General features: G+C 47.6%; 13 protein-coding genes. 8 read left to right on the forward strand and 5 right to left on the reverse strand.

What is annotated here, in order from left to right; genetic code table 11:
* Positions 1 to 11: 11 nt before the first annotated feature.
* Positions 12 to 755: a response regulator transcription factor gene (locus tag E2980_RS04820; RefSeq protein ID WP_135150987.1), complete on the reverse strand. Its 744-nt coding sequence runs from the start codon at positions 753 to 755 to the stop codon at positions 12 to 14.
* A 136-nt stretch (positions 756 to 891) separates the two neighbouring features.
* Here E2980_RS04820 and E2980_RS04825 point away from each other — a divergent pair, with 136 nt between their 5' ends.
* Positions 892 to 3,012 (forward strand): sensor histidine kinase, encoded by a 2,121-nt coding sequence (locus E2980_RS04825; protein WP_167746972.1) that lies wholly within the window; start codon positions 892 to 894, stop codon positions 3,010 to 3,012.
* Here E2980_RS04825 and E2980_RS04830 read toward each other — a convergent pair.
* Positions 3,009 to 3,356: a helix-turn-helix domain-containing protein gene (locus E2980_RS04830; protein WP_135150989.1), complete on the reverse strand. Its 348-nt coding sequence runs from the start codon at positions 3,354 to 3,356 to the stop codon at positions 3,009 to 3,011. The genes E2980_RS04825 and E2980_RS04830 overlap by 4 nt on opposite strands.
* Before the next feature lie 162 nt (positions 3,357 to 3,518).
* On the opposite strand from E2980_RS04830, the gene E2980_RS04835 reads away from it, so the two are divergent.
* A complete protein-coding gene (locus E2980_RS04835; RefSeq protein WP_135150990.1) occupies positions 3,519 to 3,785 on the forward strand; it encodes a hypothetical protein in 267 nt (88 codons plus the stop codon).
* 98 nt (positions 3,786 to 3,883) lie between these two features.
* On the opposite strand, the gene E2980_RS04840 is transcribed toward E2980_RS04835, so the two are convergent.
* Positions 3,884 to 4,192: a Dabb family protein gene (locus E2980_RS04840; RefSeq protein ID WP_135150991.1), complete on the reverse strand. Its 309-nt coding sequence runs from the start codon at positions 4,190 to 4,192 to the stop codon at positions 3,884 to 3,886.
* A gap of 46 nt (positions 4,193 to 4,238) precedes the next feature.
* Positions 4,239 to 7,058 carry a glycoside hydrolase family 3 protein gene (locus E2980_RS04845; RefSeq protein WP_135150992.1) on the reverse strand — a complete coding sequence of 940 codons (2,820 nt, stop codon included), beginning with the start codon at positions 7,056 to 7,058 and terminating at the stop codon, positions 4,239 to 4,241.
* Positions 7,059 to 7,241: 183 nt separating this feature from the next.
* Here E2980_RS04845 and E2980_RS04850 point away from each other — a divergent pair, with 183 nt between their 5' ends.
* From E2980_RS04850 to E2980_RS04875, 6 genes are all read left to right on the forward strand, one after another.
* The gene (locus tag E2980_RS04850) at positions 7,242 to 9,044 is read left to right on the forward strand and encodes a cache domain-containing sensor histidine kinase (protein WP_135151057.1); all 1,803 of its coding nucleotides are present in this window, start codon (positions 7,242 to 7,244) and stop codon (positions 9,042 to 9,044) included.
* Positions 9,037 to 10,584, forward strand: a complete 1,548-nt coding sequence (locus E2980_RS04855; RefSeq protein WP_167746973.1) for a response regulator transcription factor — start codon at positions 9,037 to 9,039, stop codon at positions 10,582 to 10,584. The genes E2980_RS04850 and E2980_RS04855 overlap by 8 nt, the downstream gene beginning before the upstream one ends.
* Before the next feature lie 171 nt (positions 10,585 to 10,755).
* Positions 10,756 to 11,712 carry an ABC transporter permease gene (locus tag E2980_RS04860; protein WP_135150994.1) on the forward strand — a complete coding sequence of 319 codons (957 nt, stop codon included), beginning with the start codon at positions 10,756 to 10,758 and terminating at the stop codon, positions 11,710 to 11,712.
* A gap of 12 nt (positions 11,713 to 11,724) precedes the next feature.
* Positions 11,725 to 12,630, forward strand: coding sequence for a carbohydrate ABC transporter permease (locus E2980_RS04865; protein ID WP_135150995.1), 906 nt, complete (start codon positions 11,725 to 11,727; stop codon positions 12,628 to 12,630).
* Between the two features lie 76 nt (positions 12,631 to 12,706).
* Positions 12,707 to 14,446: an ABC transporter substrate-binding protein gene (locus tag E2980_RS04870; protein WP_135150996.1), complete on the forward strand. Its 1,740-nt coding sequence runs from the start codon at positions 12,707 to 12,709 to the stop codon at positions 14,444 to 14,446.
* A gap of 132 nt (positions 14,447 to 14,578) precedes the next feature.
* Positions 14,579 to 16,936 carry a glycoside hydrolase family 95 protein gene (locus tag E2980_RS04875; RefSeq protein WP_135150997.1) on the forward strand — a complete coding sequence of 786 codons (2,358 nt, stop codon included), beginning with the start codon at positions 14,579 to 14,581 and terminating at the stop codon, positions 16,934 to 16,936.
* Between the two features lie 24 nt (positions 16,937 to 16,960).
* On the opposite strand, the gene E2980_RS04880 is transcribed toward E2980_RS04875, so the two are convergent.
* A complete protein-coding gene (locus tag E2980_RS04880) occupies positions 16,961 to 17,365 on the reverse strand; it encodes a CBS domain-containing protein (RefSeq protein WP_135150998.1) in 405 nt (134 codons plus the stop codon).
* Positions 17,366 to 17,390: the final 25 nt, after the last annotated feature.

The raw sequence follows: 17,390 nt of genomic DNA on the forward strand, positions 1-17,390 counted from the left end.
TCCTTTTGTCGTCAAATAGGGATGGGTGATGATTCGTCGCAGCTAATCGCGGGACAGAACCGATAGCCGAAGCCTCGTACCGTCTGAACCCAGCGAGGGCTAGCGGGATCAATCTCCAATTTCTTTCTTAAATTACTGATATGAACCATAAGCGTGCGGGTGTCTCCCATGCTGTCGGATTGCCAGACGCGGCGATAGAGCTCTTCTAACGGGAATACCCGATTCGGTTGACGGGCTAGTACGGTCAGAAGTTCGAATTCTTTGGCGGACAAACCGACCAGCTCTCCATCCAGACGGACCTCTAAGCTGACGAAATCGATCTCAAGCCCCGGATAGGATAATGTATTGACCTGCTCTTCGGCAATTCTTTCTCTTGTCCGGCGTCTGCGAATATGCGCTTGAATTCGGGCCGCGAGTTGGCTAGGGCTGAGCGGCTTCGTGATATAATCGTCTCCGCCCTCGGATAACCCGCGAATAATATCCCGATCTTCGGATTTGCAGCTAAGGAACAAGATCGGAACGTCCGCGCATGCCCCTTGTCTTAAAGAGCGGCATACTTCGACCCCATCCATCTTGCCCAGCGACACGTCCAATACGATTAAATCGGGAATGAGCGTTTCGGCGATTCTTAGCGCTTCCTCTCCATGATCCGAGGTATGTACTCTGAATCCTTCTCTTTCTAAGTAAAGGGCAATCAACTCCGTGATTTCCCTTTCATCGTCAACGACTAGAATATTCGTTTCTGAACTCTTCATATTTCTCCCCCCATATCGAAGAGTCTTAATGACTTATTATAACGAAAGCGTTGACGAGTTATCAATGCACCGTTACAATGACGTTCGAATACTTAATGCGTCAGGCAGATTTAGGGTAGGCGGGGGAGAGCGAATCGTGGAGTCCAGGAAGGCGGTAAAGTCGTTAAGGTATTGGTTTAGAAGGGGAAGTGCGATTATCGCTCTCCTGGTTTTATTCGCTGTTGCTGCCGGTTGTAAAGATGCAAATGGCGAGAACAAACCCATACCTAAAGCGGAGCAGGGGGTCATCGATCTCAGGGAGTGGTCTTGGGATGAAAAAGGAATCGTTCCGCTGGACGGGCAGTGGAACTTCGTTTGGCTAACACCTTCGGACGACGGCAATGAAATTTCAAATCTCGAGATTTCCACCCTAGAAGTGCCTGGTACATGGGGCAAGTTAAGAACGGGACACGGAACTCAACTTGATGACCAAGGCTACGGAATATACCGATTAACGATCCTTCATCAGCCGCAAAGAGACATGATGGCCATAAGGTTGCCTAATATCTCTACGGCATATGAACTATCCATAGACGGGAAAGTCGTTTTATCTCGCGGTCATGTCGATGTGAGCGATAATAAAACAGTTCCTTATCAAATGCCTGCTACCGTTTACTTTACGGCGCAAAATACTCAAACGGAACTGAAGCTGACAGTGGCCAACTATGATCACAGATTTGGCGGAATCCGAACGGCGATCGTTATTGGCAATACGGATCACATCCAGAACCTGCAGATTCGTAACGCGGCTCAAGAATTAATCATACTCGGTTGTTTGATCATGATTGGATTCTATCATTTGGGCTTGTATATTTTACGTCGCAAAGAGGCGGCGAACATGATGTTCGCCATGTTATGTCTTTTCGTCGGTATTCGAATGGGGGTAATCGGAGAGGGATTTATCGTACAGTGGCTGAAATTCCTAAATTGGGAAATGGCGATACGATTGGAATATATCGCGTTCGTCATGAGCGGATGGGCGGGATTTGCATACTTTCAATCCATGTATCCCCGAGAAATCAAACGAATCTGGTTTAAGGTTTCAAATGGCATTGCTGCGCTGTTAATCTTGTGCGTGCTTACCGTAAAGCCGTTACTGTTTACTTCGTGGATTCTCGCGTTTCAGTTGTATATTTTATTGTTCAGCGTAAGGATATTGGTCGGTTTAGTGGTATCCGCCCATCGTAAACGCGAGGGAGCCAGACTGGCGTTAATCGGTGTTGCCGGATTGATCTTGACGATCGTGAACGATATGCTTTTCTATAACGGTTGGTGGCGTTCGATCGACTTGGTTCCTTTCGGGCTGTTGTTCTTAATCGTGATGAATTCCTTCATTATTTCATTGCGCTTTTCCTTGACCTATGAGAAAGCGGAACGGATGTCCGCGGAGCTGATCGAGTGGAACAATTCCTTGGAAGAGCGAATCGCGGAACGGACGGATGAATTGCAGCGCTCGTATTCGACCTTGGCGGACGCGAAATCCGAATTGGAAAGAATGGAGCATTCGCGCGCTCAACTCGTTAGCAATATATCGCATGACTTAAGGACACCAATAACGCTGCTGCAGGGTTATCTTGAAGCGCTAAGGGACAACGTCATTTCCGATCCTGCCCAGCGTGACAATACGATCGGATTAATGCTAACGAAAGTAGAAGGGCTCAATTCCCTGATTCAAGACTTGTTCGACCTATCCGTACTCGAGGCCAGGAAAGTCGAGTTATCGCTTGAGGATATTCCGCTTACAGGTTGGAAAGAAAGATTAACGGAACAGTATAGTCTGGAAATACAGGGGAAAGGAATCGTATTCGATTGCATGCTCACAAGCGATTCCGATCCTTGCGCAACGGTCGCAATCGATATTCGACGGATGGATCGGGTGTTCGCCAATCTTATCTATAATGCCATCAGGTATACACCTGAAGGCGGAAGTATTATGATTACGATAAATACGCAGCCTAAAGATCGAACCGTGGAGGTCCTAGTAGCAGATAGCGGGGCTGGAATCGAACCTGATGATCTGCCGTACTTGTTCGATCGGTTTTATAAGAAAGACAAGTCCCGTCATTCATCGTCCGGGGGAAGCGGATTAGGGTTATCGATTGCCAAAGAAATCGTGGAGTTGCATAACGGACAGATCAGCGTTTATAATTCGCCAGAGGGCGGCAGCGTGTTTCGAATCATTCTTCCCGCTTCCAATGAGAAGCGGAAATCAAGCTAGCCGCTGCCATCAGCTCTGTGCTCTTGACTCATGAAATCGTTAATGAGGGTAATCGACTTTTTCCTTTGCTCTTGGTTCATGTGTTGAAATAAGGACAGAATCTCGCGCGCGTCCTGCGAGACGGCGTGTTCGGTCTTCGCTTTGGATTGCGTTCCCCCGATAATGTAATCTAAGGAAACATCGAAATAGGCAGCCAGTTTAATAAGCGTTTCATAAACGGGTTGTCTATTGTTGATTTCGTAATGGCTATAAGCCGATCGGGTAATTCCGATATGCCGGGCTACTTCTTCCTGCGAGATCTTACGTCGAAGGCGCAATTCTCGCAGTCGTTCTCCCATATTCATATATAGTATCTCCTTGACACACCAGATAGAGTATCTATTAGTAATTTATGATACAAAATGTATCGTGTCAAGGGGTTCGGAAACGTTTTCTTTATATACTTGGTTATAATTCTTTAATTTTACGCCAGATACATAATGTATCTCTTTTGAGGAGGTGAGTGTATGAAGGTGAACATACTTAGCTCGAAAATGAGCCAGGACGAAGAGTCGGGCTTCGTAGGTCATGTTCAGTTTGAAGTGGAACAGCACAAACAACCGTATGAGGTAACGATACAAAGCAACAATGGCAGGAATAATTGGAGCTATGCATTGAATTTCAGCAATCAGCCGGGAAGCGAAGAAGAAATCCAAGCTGTGGACGAAATGCTGGAAGAAGACGATGCTTTCTTCGAACAATTCATAATCGCCGCGCACAAACAATTGGAATAGCGAATTACTCAAAAGCATGTCAATTTTACATAAGCAGGGGCTGTCTCCGAGGATCATTTATGATCTTCTTCGACAGCCCCTGTATTTATTGTGCGTATTTAGTCTTGGCTTTGATAATCGATTTCTAAGAAACGTTCCACTTCAACGATCCATCGTTCACTCACGAATTTCTCGTGCAAGGGGTGGGCGTTATACGTCTCGTAATCTTCAGCATTCTCGAACTCCATGGAGAAACCGAAGGCATATTCATTCTTCGGGCTCACTTGGCGGTACACTTTGAAGTCGCGTACGACGGGTATCGAAGAAAGGATGGAGCGGCCGTCTTCGATGAAGCGGGTTTCCTCTTCGGATCCTTTCGGATGCTTTAAGTTAAAGATAACAGAGTGAATAATGGATTTCTTGTCCAACGATAAAGCCTCCCCGCAAGATATTTTCTACTAGAGTATAGGACATTTATTGCCGAAATTGAAATGATCCGATTCTCATATCGCCCTTCAACACGAGATAGATGCTTCGTTGACCATCGGGTAGCTCGACATCGCAGGTCAGCGTTCTCCAACCGGTGTCCGCTCCCGAAATAGCGCAGATTCCAGCCAGGGGGCCTTCGGGACTGTCAAGCCGAATCTCGATGGCAGCTTCGGCAGTGCACGTTAGCCTTGCCTCGAAGGATTGGATATCCGATTTCAAAATGACATCATCAAAACGGATCCATGCGGGGGTTGAGGAGGTGACGACGCTATTCCCGCCTTCCGTATTTTCACCGATAAGCACGCCTTCGTAATCATCGTAATTGACGGCTTTCGTGTTCAGAAGCAGATTACGCGCAGGGATATTCTCTCCGTCCACATTGATTGTGCGGCTTAGACGAGTGTTAGAGGAAGAGGAACCGAACATCATGGTGCAATATCCGGACTCCAGGCAGAATTTCTCCCGCGTTACGTCCCAGAACACAAGGTCCGACGCTTTCAATTCGAATGAAACCTCCGCGGATTCTCCCGCACCAAGGGCAACGCGTTGGAATCCTTGAAGCTGTCTAAGGGGACGTTTCACGCGAGATGGACCTGCTTGCGTGTACAGTTGTATGACTTCTTCACCATAACGGTCGCCGGTATTCGATACCCGCAATCGGGCACTGACCGTGCCGCCTTCCGAGATATGGTCGGTATCCAATTGGAGACCGTCGTATTCAAAGGAAGTATAGGATAGACCGTGCCCGAAAGAATATAAAGGCTTTCCGGCAAAATACTGATAAGTTCTGCCTCTCTTGATAATGTCGTAATCCATGAATTCGCCTAACTGATCGACAGACTGGTACCAAGTCATATTAAGTCGTCCAGCGGGGTTGTAATTGCCGAACAGAACGTCCGTCAATGCCGTACCCATCTCGTGTCCGGCATGCGAGCTATAAACAATAGCAGGAATGTGTTCATTGATCCAGCCGATGGCATAGGGGTAACTGCCGACAATAACGACGATCGTATTGGGATTAGCCTCGAATACTTCTTTGACCAGGCGTTCTTGCGAGGCGGCTAGCGTTAGGTCGGGACGGTCGATCGTTTCCTTGCCATTGATTAGCGGGTGGTTTCCGACGAACACGACGGCAACATCCGCTTCGCGCGCCGCTTCTACGGCATCGTTGAGTCCGTCTACGACTTTCTCGACGGTGAAGGATTCGGCATCCGCAGCCGTTCCTTCCTGAACTTGCAGAGCCCCCGTATTCGCATCTACCTTAACCGGACGATCGTTCCAAGTCGTTAGGGTCGCCGCTTCGTTGCCGTAACGAACGTGGAAAACTTCCTTCGTAAACCATTCCCAAATATGCTCCGACGAGGCAGTCACATGAACGTCGTCCGTCGTTACATAACGTCCGTTTGCTTCCGCTATCAAGGTATGGCTGTCCCAGCCCCAATCGCTTACTTCGAATAGGTCAGCTTTATCGGATGAAGACTGATTCGCGGCCAGCGGCTGCTTGGCTTCATTCGTCAAAGAGACATATCGGCCGTTGGACGAAGCCTTCAGCTTCACGCGATCGCATCCGTTGGCGAAACGAACGCTTTGTCCATCCGCAGACAGCTGCTTCATGATTCCTTCCAGAGGAGTAACGGCGTAGGGGAGAGTTCCGCTATACCAATCCCGATAGACCTTTCCTCCGAGAGGGCCGATTACCGCTACTTTCTTCAGCTTGTCCGCTTGAAGCGGAAGCGCGCCATCGTTCTTGAGCAATACGACGCTCTTGCGCACGGCTTCAAGCGATAGAGCGACATGCTCCGGTTGCAGGATAACCGATTCTTCGATTGCGGCGTACGGGTTACGGGAATCCGGATCGAACTCGCCAAGACGGAAACGAACGCGGAAGGTGTTCGCGAGCGCGATATCGAGATCATTTTCCGTCAACATGCCATCGGCAAGGGCATCGCGAATCGCTTGCTTCGAAATGTCATGATCGTCGGTTATGCTGTCCACGCCAGCTTTAATCGTAAGAGCGACCGCTTCCTTGTAGCTATCCACATACTTATGGTCATTTACGGTGCCGAGCACGTCCCCGGCGTCGCTAACGACAAAACCGTCCATGCCCCATTCCTTCTTAACCACATGATTAACGTCTGGATTTAAGTTAGCCGGAACTCCGTTAACGGAATTATAGGCAGTCATCATCGATTGGGCTTTGCCTTCCTTGAACGGAATTTCGAAAGCCTTCAAGTAATATTCCTTCATGTTGCGAGGATCGATGCTCACGGAGCATTCGCCGCGGTTGATTTCATTGTTATTGCCGATGAAGTGTTTAAGCGAAGCCACGGATTTCAAATAGAAGGGATCATCGCCTTGCAAGCCGCGAACGAGCGCGGAAGCAAGCTTACCCGTCAGGTGAGGATCTTCTCCATAGGCTTCTTCCGTACGGCCCCAACGCGGATCGCGTTCCATATCGACTGTCGGCGCCCAGAGAGTCAGTCCGTTGATGGCAGGATTTTTCTTGAAGAAGCCGCGAGCTTCGTCACCGATTACGCTGCCGATGCGTAGCAGAAGCTCCGTATCCCAAGTACAGGCAAGCCCGATGGGCTGAGGAAAGGAGGTGGCCTCTCCAAGCCAAGCCATGCCGTGCGCTGCCTCCGTGCCATGCTTATAAGCCCTGACGCCAAGGCGGGGAATCGCATCTTGATACTGGCACATCAGATTGATTTTCTCGTCCAGCGTGAATCGCGAGACCAGGTCGGTAACCCGCTGCGCGAGCGGCAGGTCGGGATTTTGGAAAGGATAGTTATATTTTTCGGACATGCTAATCAGCTCCCTATTGGAGGAATAAGCGGTTTTGAAATCGCATTCAACGAGTTTAACATAAGGGAACGAATGATCATACCCGGATAATTGGAGAAAAAATCCGATCAAAATTAGTTGTTTAATTCGTTTACAATAAAGACAGTTTTGGGTTACATTGTTACGGGTAACGCTTACAAGCCTATGAAGGAGGTGTGCCGGTTGTTCTCTCGTGCGCTCAATAACTTGAAGCTAAGGACAAAGCTATTCTTGTCCTTCATCGTCGTTGTATTCATCCCCGTCTTGATCGTCGGGATTCTTCTCACGAACGAGCTGCGGAACATGGCTCTTAAGAACGCGATGGAACAAACGTCCACGAACGTGCAGCGCGTCAAAGCGCGTACGGCCGAGCTCATCAACGTCGCTTACGATAGCGCATACCGATTGGCTAACGACGATCGGCTGGAGACGGTAACGAACCGAAGATACGAAACCGTGTACGGTGTCGTTCAAGCATACAGGGAATATCCGGATTTCAAAGAAAATCGCCGGCTGTACAAAGAAATATCGAACATCCGGTTTTATATGGACAACCCGACTCTGCTCGATAACTGGGAGTTCATTCAACCTGAGCCGTCCATTGTTCAAACGGCTTGGTATCAGCGGGCGCTGGGAAGCAGCAATGGAATGACTAGCTGGTACTATCTGGAGGATGAGAGGGACAAGCTTAAATATTTAAGCCTTGTCCGCAAAGTCAGTTTCTTGGATCAAGCCACGAGCGGTGTGCTTGTCATTAACGTCAACATGGATATGCTCGACAGCATTTTGAACCAGGAATCCTTCGAAACGATGATCGTCGATGACAGCAATACGATCGTCGCGGCGAATCGCAACGACCGCAAAGGCAAAACGCTAGCGGACATCGACTTCGAACGCGAAGTCATTACGGAACGCGGCGGCATGTTCGAAGCGGATGTCGACGGAAAAGCTTCGCGCGTGCTCATCGAGCCGTTGGTTCCGGAATCAAGCTTGAATACGCTCAGGATCATTTCCGTTTTCTCGATCGACAACATCGTGAAGGACGCGAATCGGATTAACGTACTTGCGCTGATCGTCATCTCAGCCAGTTTGGTTATCGCTATTTTCCTGATATACGGGGTATCGACGATTTTATCTAAGCGAATGCTGAGACTAAGCAAGCACATTACGAAGGTGGCTACCGGCAATTTCGATATCGCCCTTAAGATCGACGGGAAAGATGAGATCGGTCAGCTCTCGAGACAGTTCAACGCGATGGTATCTAGCATCAATGAATTGGTCGAGGAAGTTCAAGAGTCCAACAGACAGAAAAACTTGCTCGTATCCAAGCAGAACGAGATCAAGCTTAAGATGATGGCGAGCCAGATTAATCCCCATTTTTTATTCAACGCATTGGAATCGATCCGGATGAAGGCCCATTTGAAAGGGGAAAAGGAAATTTCCCAAGTGGTCCGGCTGCTAGGAAAGCTCATGCGAAGGAACCTTGAAGTGGGCACCGGTAAAACGAAGCTCATGAATGAAATCGATATCGTACGCTGCTATTTGGACATTCAGAAATTCAGGTACGAGGACAGGTTGGGCTATTCCCTTCGCATCGATCCCCGCGTGGAGAATACGGATATTCCGCCCTTGATTATTCAACCGCTCGTGGAAAACGCCGTCATTCACGGCTTGGAGAACAAGACGGAAGGCGGAATCGTCTACGTTCAAGCAGAGCTTATCGGCGACCTCATCCACATCGACGTGTTCGATAACGGAGAGGGGATGACGGAGGAGAAAATCGCCCAATTGGTGGAGTCGCTTAGCGAAACGGATGACGACGAACAAAACCGGATCGGACTTCGCAACGTGCACCTGCGCCTCTTGTTAACCTATGGTAGCGAGCACGGGCTCGTGTTCAAAAGCGAGCCCGGCGTAGGAACGCATATCTCATTCACAATACCGCATGGAGGGGAAACCCATGTATAAAGTATTGCTCGTGGACGATGAACCTACCATAAGGGAAGGGCTAAGGACGCTCATTCCTTGGAATGAGCTGGGCTTTGAAGTGGCGGATACGGCTGCTAACGGACAGGAAGCCTTGCAGAAGTGCGAGCAAATCAGACCCGATTTGCTAATCGCGGATATTCGGATGCCGGGCATGACGGGCTTGGAATTGATCAAATCCGTGCGTAGCTCGGAGCTTGACATGCACGTGCTGATCCTTAGCGGGTATGCCGATTTCGAATACGCCAAGCAAGCGATTGCGCAACGAATCGACGGATATTTACTCAAGCCCGTTGACGAAGACGAGCTTACCGGTTATTTGGTTAGACTGAAAGAAGAGTTGGACTCGGTTTCAACGTCCGGGAGGAATAGAACGGAAGAACGAGAAATCAAGTTGGAAACGGCAATTCAATCCTTGCTAGCCGGAGAATCGGACCTCGTGTCGGCTACTGCTGGAATAAGCGAGAGATTGGATTGGGATTCCTACGAGGTTATATTAATTAAGCCCATTACGAGTAATGAGATCGTTCCGTCGCTTCTCGCGCTCATCAAGAACAAATTGAGAATCCTATTTAATGAACGGGAGAGAGGAGTCGTCTTCACCATGGAACCCTACTTGGGAATCGTGTTGAACGGCGGAATTGGAGATGATCGGAGCCGGAAAAGCATCCATAAGGAAATATGGGATGCTTGTTCAGGGCATGTAATCGACGTCTTTGCGGTATCCGGAGGCGAGGTGCACGGTTGGCCTGAGATCGTCGAGTCTTACCAAATGGCATTGGTGAGGATGAAAGACCGATTTTTCCTAGAGAACGGAACGATTTCTCTTGCCTATAGAGATAAAGAGTATTCCTTGCAGCCAGAATCTGTCGAACATGTCAAGCAACTAGACCGCCTCTTCTTAGCCGCTGTAGACACTCTGTACCTGGCATTGGAAATCGGCAACCACTTGGCTGCAAGGCAATTGATCCAAGAGACGGCAGAAGAGATGGCGGGAAGCGGGAGCACCGAAGATGAAATCAAAACCCGGTTCGTCCAGCTGTTCTCCACCGTGCTGGACAAGCTTACTCATAACAGGTCCGAGATGCACAGTTTGGAAATCCGGGCGGGCTTGGTCGAAATCTACAAGGAAACGCGCTATTTAGGTTTGATCGAAAGATTGTCGGCCATTGCCGAAGGCATGTCCAGTTCGATGGATAACGCGGGTACCGACACGGTTATCAAAAGGATGATCGATCTGATCCACAGAAACTACCGCGAGAATCTAAAGCTGGAGAAGCTTTCCGAGCTTTTCAATTACAACAGCGCCTATCTGGGAAAGCTGTTCAAACAAGCGACGGGGGAGCACTTCAATACGTATCTCGACAAGGTCCGGATCGAACAGGCGAAACTACTGATCGAACAAGGCCTGAAAGTGTATCAAGTCGCGGAAAAGGTCGGATATGCGAACGTGGATTATTTTCATACCAAATTCCGTAAATACGTCGGCACATCTCCAAGCAACTATAAGAAAAAAGAATAGAGTTCTCTTGGAACGCGTGGTCACTCCAGTGGGGTTGACCATGCGTTTTTTAAATCATAAATAAACTGAATGCGCTTACACTAATTTTTATATGATTTTATGCCAAATCTTTCGGGTAGTGGGAGACAGTATAGTTCCGATATGATAAATACATGAAGCAGGAGGGATTACATGAAAGCGGTGACAGTTACACAAACAAACAGAAAGTTGCCTCAAAGAGGTCGATTCTGGTCAACAGCTATTCGCAACAGATACTTGTACATGATGTCGTTGCCTTTTGTTGTCTGGGTATTCGTTTTCAGTTATTTACCCCTATGGGGATGGACGATGGCCTTCCAGAAATACAAGCCGGGAAAATCATTTTTCGAACAAAAGTGGGTCGGCTTCGATTATTTCAAACAATTATTTCAAGATGACATGTTTTATCAAGCACTTAGAAATACGCTTGCCATGAGTGGCATGGGATTAATTGCCGGCTTCACGGTACCCATTATTTTCGCTATATTGTTAAACGAAGTAAGGGTACAAACGCTCAAACGATTTGTACAAACGATTTCTTATCTTCCTCACTTCGTATCATGGGTAGTTGCAGCAGGTATTATATCTAAAATGCTCTCGACGGACAATGGAATCGTAAACGACTTGCTCATGGGATTTCATATCATCAAAGAACCTATTCAGTTCATGGGAGAAGGCAAGCTGTTTTGGGGGATTGTAACCGCTTCCGATGTTTGGAAGGAGACAGGCTGGAACGCGATTATCTTTCTGGCAGCAATTGCAGGGATCGGCCCTGAACTCTATGAGGCTGCGAAGGTAGATGGAGCAAGTCGCTGGAGGCAGGTTTGGCACATTACGCTTCCAGGGATTAGAACCACTATCATCATTCTTCTTATCATTTCGATTGGGCATTTGATCAGTATCGGTTGGGAGAAACAATTCCTGCTAGGCAACAATTTAGTACGCGATTATTCCCAAACTTTAGATCTTTATTCCCTTAATTATGGCTTGGGTATGGGACGTTATTCGTTTGGTACAGCTATCAATATGTTTAACTCGCTTATAAGTGTCCTTCTACTCTTCACGGCGAATGGAATTTTCAAGAAGATCACTAAAGAAAGTATCTTTTAGGGAGGTTGCCAAATGGGAACTAAGAAATTAACCAGAGGCGCGCCCTGGTCGGATCGGTTATTCGATGTCATCGTTTATACAGTAATTATCTTTGCTACTCTAATTACTCTATATCCGTTTCTGAATGTACTAGCCATCTCGTTAAATGATTCGATAGACAGCGTACGAGGCGGTATTACAATCTATCCGCGACAATTTACATTGAAAAATTATGAGACGATATTTGCTTTCTCAGGTCTTGTCACTGGGCTGAAAATATCGATACTACGAACCATTATTGGAACCCTACTAGGTTTAATGAGCGCATCAATGCTTGCGTATACATTGAGCAGGGTTGACTTTCAAGGGCGTAAATTCGTATCTACGTTTCTCGCGCTTACCATGTATGTATCCGGCGGATTGATCCCCTTCTATATTCTAATTAGAGATCTCAATATGATGGGAACCTTCGCGGTTTATGTACTTCCAGGCCTTGTCAGCGCGTTTAATGTGTTTGTAATCCGGTCCTTTATCGATGGAATACCTTATGCATTGCAGGAATCGGCCAAGCTAGATGGGGCGAACGATCTAACTATTTACTGGCGAGTTATTCTACCTCTAACAAAGCCGGCGCTCGCTACAATTGCTCTTTTCCTAGCAGTAGGTCAGTGGAACTCTTGGATTGATACGTATTTATATAATGGCTCTCAAGAACATTTAACGACGTTGCAATTCGAGTTGATGAAAGTCATTCAAAGTACGACTACCAACGTTGATAGCTTTCGAGGCAAGAATATGACCGCGGTTATGGCTCAGGTTTCTCCGGAATCCGTTAAGATGGCCATCACTATTGTTGTAACTGTTCCCATCTTGATCGTTTATCCATTCCTGCAAGGCTATTTTGTCAAAGGTATGACATTAGGTGCAGTAAAGAGCTAATGGTCTATCAGTATCGGTATTCGCAGGGAAACCTGTTATACAATAGAAACTACATTTACTGGGAGGGTTCGAAATAATGTCAAGACTAAAAAGCAAGGCTGCAATTTTTCTAACACTTACATTACTCACGAGTCTGATTGCTGGGTGCAGTGGTAACAACAATGCGAATACTTCGAGTCCAGAAGCCAGTCCGAAAGCTGAAGCGAGTGCTAGCAGCCCAGAAGCAAGTGCAAGCGCCGAACAGGATTTAACGCCGATTACTTTCACCATGTTTGCTGAAGACGGGAATCCAAACTGGAGCAATATGCAGGACGAAGTGAGTAAAGAAATTACCAGAAAAACAGGTGTAACATTAGATGCGGAATTCGCAGTAGGCGACCCCGCGCAGAAAGTCGCGTTAATCGCGGCAAGCGGAGAATTTCCGGATATTATCTCAGCTAAAGGAGATATCGGGAAGTTAGTTGATGCCGGCGCTGTAATAGATTTAACTGATCTAATTGAGCAGCATGCTCCAAATATTAAGAGAGTGCTCGGCGACAATCTTGCTCGTGCAAAATATACCAATGAAGATCAATCGATTTATGCCATACCTACATGGGCAGCTGTTGACGAGAAAAGATTTGTTGCTGGTGGAGGCTTCGAGCTGCAGCATCGTGTAGTAAAAGAAGCAGGTTACCCTGAAATTCGCACCGTTCAAGATTATGAAAATGTTATCAAGGCATACTTGGAAAAGCATCCAACAGACGAGAACGGTAATAAAAATATTGGTGTTTCCCTTAATGCGGATGACTGGCACATGTATATTTCCGTAACGAATCCGGCAGTAGCTACTACAGGCGGTTCCGATGATGGTGAATATTTCATCAATCAAGAAACTCATGAAGCAACTTATCATTTCCGTCGTCCAGAAGAAAAAGAATATTTCCGCTGGTTGAACCACATGAACGATATCGGATTGCTTGACAAAGAAAGCTTTGTTCAAAAATATGATCAATATAAAGCAAAAGTTGCGACTGGCCGTGTTCTAGGACTCATTGACCAAGACTGGGATTATAACGATAGCCAACAAGCATTGAAAACCGCAGGAAAATTTGACCAAACTTACGGTCACTATCCTGTCACGATGTCGAAGGATATCAAAGAAGCTTCGTTCTGGCCGACTGGCTTTATGGGAGGCTACGGTATTGCCATCTCCAGTACAGCTAAAGACCCTGTTCGTATTATTAAATTCTTAGACTTCTTAGCTTCGGACGAGGGTCAAATCCTAAATAACTGGGGTATCGAAGGAAAACACTATGTCATGGAGAACGGTAAACGGGTCGTGCCTAAAGAAGTACAGGATCGCATTAATAACGACAATACAGCATTCACGAAAGAAACTGGAATTGGCTTCTATTGGAACATGATGGTTCACTATGGCGACGGTGCCAAAGATTCAACTGGAAATTATTACACTAAGAACTACCCTGAGCAATTGGTTGTTGGATACAGCGATGCTGAGAAAGAAACACTTGCTGCATACGATGCGACAACATGGAAGGATTTGTTCCCGAAAGAGGATGAATTCAAAGAAAAAGCTTATGGCGCTGCTTGGAATATTTCGATCCCAGGTGAGGATGAAGTCTCCATTCTCGGAACAAAGATGAGAGATATCACTTGGAAAAGAATACCGGAAGCAATCTTAGCTAAGCCTGCAGATTTTGATAAAATCTGGGATGCCTATATGCAAGATCTGGAAAAAGCGGGTGTCGAAAAAATGGAAAAAGGCTATACAAAATATGTTCAAGATCGTGTAGCACTTTGGAGCTCGAAATAAAGCAGAAGAGCTTCGTGGCGAACTTGTCGCTGATCGCGTTAAACTTTGGAACGAGTAAGAAAATCAGTATAATAATAAAGAGAGCCCGAGTTCGCTCGAGCTCTCTTTCTACATATGAAGGAGTGATTTGCATTGGGTGAGAGAAGCCATAACGAATGGAAGCTTTGGTATAAGCAGCCAGCCGCCGAATGGGAAGAAGCTTTACCGATCGGTAACGGCCGATTGGGCGGTATGGTATTCGGAGGAACCGAAGTAGAACGTATCGCCTTGAACGATGATACGTTATGGGCTGGGTTTCCTCGCGATACGATCAATTATGAGGCGCGACGTTATCTGGATCGCGCGAGAGCGTTAATCTTCGACGGGCAGAACGTAGAAGCCCAGAAGCTCATTGAGGCGAAGATGCTTGGTCGGGATTGCGAACCTTATTTGCCGTTAGGCAACCTGCTCCTATCAAGGGTCGGCGGAACGGTGCCATATTCGGATTACCGGCGCGAACTAAGCTTAGCGGACGGATTGGTTACGGTTTCGTATCGTTCCGGCCAAACCCGAATCTCAGGCGAGTATTTCGCCAGTGTTCCCGATCAGGTCATATGCGTGCGTTACATTGCCCAAGAAGGCTTATTGAATATGGATTTCACTTTTGATTCTCCGCTGCGCTGCGCGACAAGGGCGGAGGGGAATGCTTTGGTTATGACAGGGCGCGCTCCCAGCCACGTCTCGGAAAATTATCGCGGAGACCATCCAGCTTCCGTTATGTACGAGGAAGGCTTAGGCATGCCCTATGAAGCACATGCGAGGATCGAATCGGATGGACTTGTGCACTCGGGGGAAAAACAGCTGGAGGTTCGGAACGCAAATGTCATTACGATTTATTTAGCTGCTGCGACCGGATTCGTAGATTATAATAGCAACCCGATTGGCGACGGTATTTCAGATCGCTGCTGCAAGACTTTAGATTCGGCGGCGGGTCTCGGTTATGAAAAGGTAAAGAAGCGCCATATCGAAGAACACCGGTCTTTGTTCGATCGGGTTGATCTGAGGCTAGGCGCTAACGATCAGACGGATCGGATCAACATTCCAACGGACCTGCGGTTATCCGCCTATAAGGAAACAAAAGAGGATCCGGGGCTAGAATCCTTGTATTTCCATTATGGACGTTATTTGCTTATGGCTAGTTCCAGGCCGGGAACGGAGCCTGCCAATCTCCAAGGGATATGGAATCCGCATGTTCAGCCTCCTTGGCATAGCGACTATACGGTCAACATCAACACGGAGATGAACTATTGGCTCGCGGAGGTTTGCAATCTAAGCGAATGCCAATTGCCTCTATTCGATATGCTGGACGATTTGAGCAAGAGCGGGCGCCGAACCGCCGAGATCCATTATGGCTGCCGGGGATGGGCAACGAACCATAATGTCGACATCTGGAGAATGACGACTCCGACTGGCGGGAGCGCATGCTGGGCATTCTGGCCGTTAGGCGGAGCTTGGATGGTGCGTCATCTATGGGATCGATACTTATTTGATTTGGATACCGATTTTCTGCGCGAACGGGCCTATCCGCTAATGAAGGGGGCTGCGCTATTCTGCTTAGATTGGCTTATTGAAGGACCCGACGGGAAGTGGGTAACCAACCCTTCCACTTCGCCCGAGAATGCATTCCTAACCTCGGACGGGCAAACTTGTAATGTCACGCAAGCCTCGACGATGGACATTATGATCATTCGCGAGCTATTCAAGAACTGCTTGGAAGCCGCTCGAATTCTTGGCATGAATGACGATTTCCAGCTTGAAATAGGGAATGCGATGGAGAAGCTGCCATCGTATAAGATCGGACGACACGGTCAAATCCAGGAATGGTACGAGGATTACGAAGAAGCAGAGCTGGGGCATCGCCACATTTCCCACCTTTACGGACTTCATCCTAGCGACCAGATCCATGAAGGCACTCCCGAATTATTCGAAGCGGCAAGAGTAACGTTAGAACGCCGATTGGCGCACGGGGGAGGGCATACCGGCTGGAGCTGCGCATGGCTGATCAACCAGTTCGCGCGACTTAAGGATACGAAACAAGCTTACGCAAGCGTTCAAACGCTGCTGACTCATTCCACTTATCCGAATTTATTCGATGCTCATCCGCCTTTCCAGATCGACGGGAATTTCGGGGGGACTGCCGGCATCGCCGAAATGCTGCTTCAAAGCCACCTCGGCGTCATCGAGTTGTTGCCTGCTCTTCCGGAGGCTTGGCCGGAAGGCCGTGTTAGCGGCTTAAAAGCAAGGGGTGGTTTCATCATCGGCATGGAGTGGAAAGACGATAGGTTGGTGGAAGCATTCGTGTTATCAGTCAAAGGCGGCAAGTGCAACATACGCTACGCTAAAGCACGGACGGACATCATCATCACTACAGAAGAGGGCGCCGCGGTTCCCGCTGTTGATGGGGCGTTTGAGTCGGAAGCAGGCGTGAAATACCGGATTCGTATTCAATGAACAAGCTAAACCACTTTTGATATTTCAATCGGTAATATTTCTCGTATAATATTCGATAATATCTTTGCGCCGGATGATTCCGACGAAGACGCCATCGTCGTCAACGACGGGGACGAAATTCTGATCGGCCGCCAATACTAACATATCCTCCATCTGAGCGTTGATCGCAACGCATTCGTTATGGATGCGTTTCTTGATTTGGGTTACCGGAACTTGATCCATATTGTCGAAGGTCAACCCGGGCGTATTTTTCAACTTCCATAACAAGTCGCCTTCCGACAAAGTACCAATATATATTCCTTCGCTATCGATGAGAGGGATTGCTGTATAGTGGTAAGCTTCGAGCTGCTCCATGGCTACTTTCATGGATACGGAGGTCGTAATGAAAGAAACTTTGTCTTTAGGCAATAAAAAAGAACTTATTTCCATCGTGATGAGCTCTCCTTTACTCTGG

Source organism: Cohnella luojiensis (genome assembly GCF_004564235.1).
Taxonomy (GTDB): Bacteria; Bacillota; Bacilli; order Paenibacillales; family Paenibacillaceae; genus Cohnella; species Cohnella luojiensis.